The sequence below is a fragment of the Komagataeibacter melaceti genome (assembly GCF_003403295.1).
GTDB classification, from domain to species: Bacteria; Pseudomonadota; Alphaproteobacteria; order Acetobacterales; family Acetobacteraceae; genus Komagataeibacter; species Komagataeibacter melaceti.
Genome location: NZ_QUWV01000208.1, coordinates 1 through 658 on the forward strand (window position 1 = coordinate 1; position 658 = coordinate 658).

At 54.7% G+C, this 658-nt stretch carries 1 protein-coding gene; it reads right to left on the reverse strand.

Annotated features, from left to right (window positions below; all coding sequences use genetic code 11):
* Positions 1-324: 324 nt before the first annotated feature.
* Complete coding sequence (locus tag DY926_RS16145) at positions 325-519, reverse strand: hypothetical protein (RefSeq protein WP_116704282.1); 195 nt, start codon at positions 517-519, stop codon at positions 325-327.
* Positions 520-658: the final 139 nt, after the last annotated feature.

Sequence of the window (658 nt, forward strand, 5' to 3'; positions counted from 1 at the left end):
TAAACGACGTCAATAACGACGTCGTTAACGACGGTAAGTTACCAGTCACAATCCTTACTCATAAGGCGGCCTCAAGCGGCCCATTACCTTTATTGACCATATCAGTCCAGAAACAAAACACGCCACCCGTGGCAATCCGGGTGGCGTGCTTCGTATCATCGGCAGGGTGATGCCGTGACATGGCGGCGGGCGTGAGATGAAGAAAGACCCACCGCCATTCCTGTCATGGGAACCAGCGCCGTCCGCAGCGGTAGGCAATCAGGTAAAGCCCCATGTAAATCATCGGAATGAAGAAAATGATCCGTTCAAGATCACCCATCATGGTCAGATCTCCCCATCGGATGAAAGGCTGGACTGGGCATCAAGCATGATCGCGCCAGCCCCGGAAATCAGGATGATCATGACCGTGCCGATCACCCATGCGAAATACCATGGCCCCTGATCCCCCACGAATACGGCGAACAGCAGGGACACGACCAGAACCACGGCCAGACCGGCCAGGCGCAGAAGCTTTGTCATCACGACCTCGCAATCAGTAGCTATGGGTGTCGTTCACGACATCGGCGGTATGGGAGCTGTCACGTTAACTGTAGTGTGTTGAGTAACGCTCTGCCGTGAAGTTTTCAGGCTGTCAGCTGGGTGGCCTTGTTCCATTGGG